Genomic DNA, 6,572 nt, shown 5'->3' on the forward strand with positions numbered 1-6,572 from the left:
CTACCGCCCCGACGGAGGCGTAGACCACTTCGGTCCCGCGTCGGAGCGCATCGCGGAACCGGTGTCCCCGGAGGATGCGCGGTCCGGCGCGCTCACCGGCCAGACGCCGGCGGACGATGAGCTGTACGCCGCTTACCGGACCTTCTGGGAGGCGCTGGAAGGTTCCGGTGATACGGAGGCGCGAGGCTCGGACGCGGCACCGCTCGTGCCGTGGTACGTGGAGCGTGGCGGGCTCGGCGACGGCTCCGTGTCGTCGGTCGCCGAGGTGGTGGACGGGTCGCTGCCGGACGGCCGGCCCGACGAGTCGGTGACCCGCTGGATCGATGCCGTCACCTCGGGCATGTCATCGTCCGTGGCGCGTTCGGTCCGCAAGAAGATCCTCGCGCTGCTGGCCGAGGACGACCCCACGAGGTGGGAACGGCTGCTGCTCCACGGCAAGTTGATCACCAAGAACGACGTACGGGTCAAACTGTCGTTCTCGGTGGAGCAGACGGAGTTCGCGCCGCCGGAGGACGCGGGCACCGATCCGGGCCATCAGACGTACTTCAGCAAGTACGGCGACACCACATACGCCGAGGAGGTCGCGCGCCAAGCCCTGAGCGGGAGGAGCGCGCAGGTCGAGCCGATCCTGTTCCTCTCGGTGGGGCTGCAGGCAGGGCTGTCGCACGTCTCACCGGTGTTCAAGGCCGGGACGGAGCGCGGCAGCGGTTCCTGGCACACCATCCTGATGGAGGTCCAGTCGGGGAACCGGGTCATCGCCAACGCCACCCACAGTCACGCGGCGCGGATCCGGGTGCGGGCCACCGTCAACCGGGTCGAGCGTCCGGATCTCCTGCTCCCGGGCAGGGCGCGACTGGCGTTCCCCACGGTCTACTCGTCCGCCGCCGAGGCCGCGGCCCTCACGGTGCGGCCCGGTGACGGCGGGCACCCGGTCGTGCGGGTCGTGGACCCGGCGGTGCTGGACGGCCTCGATCACGCGGTCACCGCGATCGTGCCCGAAACGCTGCTCACGGGGCTGCGGAGCGTTCTCGATCATCTCGGGCTCCCTGCGAAGGACGTCGATGAGATCGTGCAGGACATCGCCGAGGAGTACGTCAACGAGAAGACGTTCAAGGACCGCAGCCAGTGGTGGCTGACCGGGAGCTGGGTGACGGGCCTGATCGCCAAGAGGCTGTCCGCCCTGTCCACGTTCCAGGGACATCTGGAGGTCAGCGGCCGGCCGCACACCGTGCGTTACGTGACGACCACCACCGAGGAGGTCCTGCTCCGTAACGACATCGCGGACACGGTGCGGATCGGCGACGGTGAGAAGCACAGCTCCGGGGCGAGCGCTACGCCGGGCGTCGCCTTCGGCATCGAGCTCGGCTCCCATCTGGCCACGCCCAGTGTCGATCTGCCGAAGCTGGGATCCTCGCGCGAGTACGGGCGCACCCTGACCGCCGGAGGCCAGGTCAAGAACGCCACCATGCGCAAGGACCGGCTGGTCCGCTATCAGACCGAGTTCGTGGTGACGGTCTCGGTCAAATCCGACCACGGCGACGTCCCGTTCACTCTCCCGCTCGTCGGCGAGCTGGGCATCGGTCTCGCGCACGCCAAGGAGTTCGAGCGCGATGCTCTCGGCGGAGTGCTCACCGGCTCCGGACTCATCCCCGCGGAGGAGCCGAAGGAATCGGCGAAGCCGGAGGACCTCGAAGTACCCGCCAGGTCGGAGGCGCTCGACGAGGGGCCGCCGACGGAGACGGAGGTGCCCGCCGAGGATGCGCCGGCCCGGTCGGAGGTGCCCGCCGAAGTGCAGGAGGCGGAGACGGTCGCCGGTGGGACGTCCGCCGTGCCGGAGCCCGCGGCAGGGCGCTCGGTGTCGTCCTGGGCCGACTTCGCACGGTGGCTGAGGTCGCGGTTCACGGACGGAGGCCCGCCCGCGCCCTTCTTCGACGGCGGGGTGCGGGACGTCGGCGACCTCCTCGCGCTGGCCTCCCGAGGGCCGATCGAGATCGTCCTTCCTCCTTCGCTGTACGACGCGCTCGTCCCCCATTGGCTGGTCGCGGAGGACGACTGGCGGGCCCTGTACGCGCACCCCGGCATCACCTGGGTGCTGCCGGCGGACGAGCACGCGATCCTCGTCTCCGGTGAGGACTCCGGCGGCTCCGGCGGCCCGATGTGGCGGTACGTGCTGGACGAGGACGCCCGGGTGGTCGGCGCCCTCCTCATGGACGTGCGCGAGGGTGAGCGGGAGCCGCGCTGGTACGCCCCCAATCCGGCCAGGGAACCGATGACGGCGGAGGCACCGCCGCCGTGGTACGAGGATCTGCTGGCGCCGCTGCGCGCGGCGGGGCTGACGGCCGTCACCGACTTCCTGGCCTCAGGGGGGACACCGCAGGTCCAGTTGACCGAGGCGCTGCGGACCCGGCTGGAGGAGCCGGGCGAGGACCGGGCTCTGCACGACGCCGTCGACGCGCTGATGGCGGAGCCGCGGATCCAGGTGGTGGCCGCCGACGGCAGGCGAGTCCAGGAGCAGGCAGGCGGAGAGAAGGCCGGCGAGAAGCGGTTCGTCATCGATGAGCGCGGTCAGGTCCATGGTCCGCTGCGGACCTGGCGTCATGTGGTGCATCCCCGTGAGCCGCTCGCGCTGGCCACCCGTACCGGCCTGGGCCGGGGCATCGTGCGGGAGATGCCGGGCCGGGAGAAGGTTTACCGCGAACTGGCGGACGAGCTCGCGCGGCAGATGCGTGCGGCCGGCGTCGTGGGCAAGATGTCCGCCGCCCTGCGTCAGCATCTGGCGCGGGCGCTGGCCATGAAGTTCGGCGTGCCCGGCGCCCGCGGCACGGTGGCGGACGGCATCGACGGCGACATCAGCCACGAGGTGACGATCGGCGGGTACGTGTTCACCGCCGTGCTCTACACCGAGCTGCGGGCGCTGCGCCGGGATCCGGTGGCCGAGGTCAACGTCAGCCTGGACACCCAGCGCAAGAACGTCGCGGGGCTGGACACCGAGGACAAGAAGGGCCGCACCATCGGCGCCGGGTTCAAGCTCAGCTTCCGGGTCAAACTGGCCCGGCTGTTCAGCCTGGACCTGCACCTGCTCGAACTGAAGGCCGAGCGCGCCCGGCACCACAAGATCGGTAACAGCACGGGGGTCAAGGAGTACCGCCGCGAGCGGACGAACGGGAACGTCACCCGTTTTGAATACGAGACCGCCTACACGACGGCGGTCACGACGAGCCGTAAGTCCGGAGACCTGGTCGCGGCCCGGGTATGGGAGCAGTCCGGCGACGAGTACTGGACCGCCGTCACCGTCTCCGACGCGCACCTGCCCGCCAAGCCGCTCCCCGCCGACGAGATCCTGGCGTACGGCGAGGTCACGGTGAAGACCGGACCGATGGACGAGGAGGGTCTCCGGCGGCTGGCCGCCCCGCTCGGGAAGGTCACGGGCGAGGAGTTCGACCTCACCAGGGAGGGCCTGACCGGCATCCAGGTCAACCTGACCGGCGTCAGCGAGATCTCGGCGCACATGGCCGAGCTGGTGGCCGCGCACAACAGGACGCCGGGGCCCAGGCCCCAGGCCGACGCGTTCAAGCAGGTGCTCGCCGCGCTCGTGCCGTCCGGTCGGCGATACGGCGCGGCGGAGCGGATCCTGCGCACCGGCACGCACACGTTCCTGGAGTCCAACGCCCGGCGCCTGCTGAGCCGCCGTGGCCTGCGGATTCCGCTGCCCTCGACCGCCGGCGGATGGCGGCAGGAGCTCCGGATCCGGATGCGGACCTTCAACGTCCGCCACGAGCAGACGGTCAAGGGCGCCGCCTTGGAGCAGTACACCGAGGCCGATCTCCGGTTCGGTGAGGAGAGGGCCACCGGTTACGGTCTCGACGGTTCCGCCGGGCCGGGCGGTGTGGTGCGGCTCGGCCTGCCGTCCGCGGAGAGCCACAACGAGGGCGAAGGCCACCAGACGACCAGCCAGAAGGTGGGCAACCAGATCTCGGGCGGCGTCATGGGCGGCGGCGATGTGTCCTTCCCGAGCCGCAGCGTGACCGACATGGGCGGCGCGCTGGATCTGAACCTGGGCACCTACTCGGGCGACAGCGAACAGGTCGGCGCCGATCCCGTCTACACCATCCAGTACCGGCGCTGGCGTCACGTGAGCGGGTCGCGCAAGCTGCGCCGCGCCTTCTTCCGGGGCAGGGGGACCCGGGTCTCCTACCGCGTCGAACGGCACGTGAAGATCGCCCGTGGGGTCGAGCTCCTGGCCCCGTACGTCCGCGCCGCCGACCACGGCCTGCCCGTGCCGGCCCGGGAGGACCTGCCGTCCGCACAGGGCGAACGTCGCTACCTCAATGACGACCTGGCCCTGGCCGCCGCGCACATCGAGGACGTCGACGCGGCCGACGTCGTCGACACGATCGAGGCCTTGCTCGGCGGTGACCTGGATCCGGACATGCTCGGCGCGATCGAGACGGCCTTCGACGAGGAGGCGATCCGCGGCCAGTACAAGGTCGCGCGCCGAGGCGGGATCCACCGCGTCCTCACCACCCCCGCGAAGACGTGGGGGGAGGGCCGTGTCTGGGACTACCTGAAGATGCCCGCCCGCACGGGCGGCACCCTGCACACCGGTATCCGCGTGACCGCCATCGAGGACTCGGTCACCTACCGGCGGCCCAGGCCCGACGTGAAGGTGACGACCGGTGGGCAGGCGTTCGTCCAGTTCGGCGAGCACCGGAGCCGCGGCCACGCCTGGCGCGGCGGCGGCTACTTCCACGGCCGGTGGGCGACCGCGCCGGTGGGCCTGCGACCGGCCGGCGGCGCGAGCGTCAAGTACGAGCGCAGACACGGGCTCAAGGTCGGCGTCGAATCCACCGCGCGTGACGTCCGGCGCGCCACGGCCAAGGACACCTCGCAAGAGTTCCAGCACGGCGCCCGGTTCCGCGTCGAGGTGTTCCACCGGTACTCGCCGAGCGAGTTCGCCCGGCGGGCCGCGCAGGTGGCGAAGGCCGTGCCCACGCTCGTGGACATCCTCTCCCTGGGCGAGAGCCGGCGGATGTGGCGGCGCCTGTTCCCCGCCACCGTCCCGGCGGCCGCCACCGGGGAGGTGACCGGCCGGGCCAAGGTCCTCGTGCCCACCCACCTGACCGCGGCCGGCCCGAGACCTGCCGCGACCGCGGCCGGTGAGGCCGTGGCGTCGGCGTCGGTCCCGGTACGGCCGATGATCACGCGCACGCGGCCGCCGGCTCCAACGGCACTGGCCATCTCGCTCGCCGAGCACATGCACGCCATGGCGACGCCCGGAATCGAGCACCTGGCCCGCTGGGCGCCGGCCGCCGCGACGCCCCGGCGCCGGATCGACGGCGCGGAGGTGGCGCGCGGTGTCGCACCGGCGGTCGATGAGTTCGACCCGACCCACCAGGACGGCCTGACCGGCGACATCGCACTGGACGAACGCGACGCCTCCGCCAACATCGACAAGCTGCTGCGCGGCACCTACCGCATCCCGCTGGTCGGCGGCGAGTACCTCACCGTGCAGCTGGTGCCCACCCGGGGACGATGGCTGACCCGGGGCGGTTTCATCGGGCTCAACTTCCCCGAGCACTCCCAGGAACCCGCGCGGGAACACGAAGTCGAACGGGGGTGGAGCGTGGACGGCGAGTTCGACCTCGGCCACGCGTTCGCCCGGCCGCTGGAGGAGCACGCCGACCAGCCCCTGTTCGACCCCGGGATGTCCTCCGGCAAGGACAACCGGACCGCTCGTACGCACAAGAACTCGGCCGGCGACTACGTCGAGTCCAACCGGCAGCGCGACGACGACTACGACTACTACACCTTCGACGCCCGGTTCCACGTCAGCGGCCCGCACGGGCACCACGTCGTCCTGGACGTCCCCGACGGTCTCATCGGCATGCTCCCGGCCGCGGTGGTCCGGCGACTGATCACCGACCTCGGCCTGGACCTGGAACGACCGCCACTGGGCGACGCCGAGCTACCGGCCCAGTGGGCCGAGAACGGCACTCTTCCTCCCGAGGCCACCGCCGAGGTCATCGACCGGGCGGGAGGCATGACCGCGCTCCGCGGCCGGACCCTGCGGCTGTGGACCTCCGCCGGCCACCTGGCGTCGGCCTCCGTGGCGGCGGACCGGATCACCGCTCAGACCGGCGTACCGGTCGAACTGCTCATCCGCGACGCCGACGGAACGATCAGCCGGTACCCCCAGAACGCGCGTCAGGCCCTGCGGCCGACGACCACGTCCCCCGACGAGCCGGGCGATGCCCTCAAGTCGCCGGACGGCCGGCTCACGGGTCTGACGGACGAGGACCCGCCCACCTCCGCGCCCCTCATCGACGAAGACCAGCAGGTTCCCCTCGCCGACCTCGAACGCGCCGGGATCGACCTGACGACCGCGCAACGAAGCCAGGCCATCCTGAGCGGCGGCCTACGCGGCGCGGACCTCACGCGCGACCAGCGTTCCCAACTGGCCGCGCGGACCGAGCCCGTCGCCCCTGAGGTATCGGTGGTGAAGGCCGAGCCTGTCGCTCCCGAGGTGTCGGCGGAGATGGCCGGGGCCCTTGTGCCTGTTCATGCCGGTGGTC

1 protein-coding gene is annotated in these 6,572 nt (G+C 71.7%); it reads left to right on the forward strand.

The features are described from left to right. Window positions 1-61 precede the first annotated feature (61 nt). Window positions 62-6,572: hypothetical protein (locus ABD978_RS30700; RefSeq protein WP_345362546.1), on the forward strand; the 6,511-nt coding region annotated here is incomplete at its 3' end.

It is taken from the genome of Actinoallomurus liliacearum, from assembly GCF_039542035.1.
GTDB classification, from domain to species: domain Bacteria; phylum Actinomycetota; class Actinomycetes; order Streptosporangiales; family Streptosporangiaceae; genus Actinoallomurus; species Actinoallomurus liliacearum.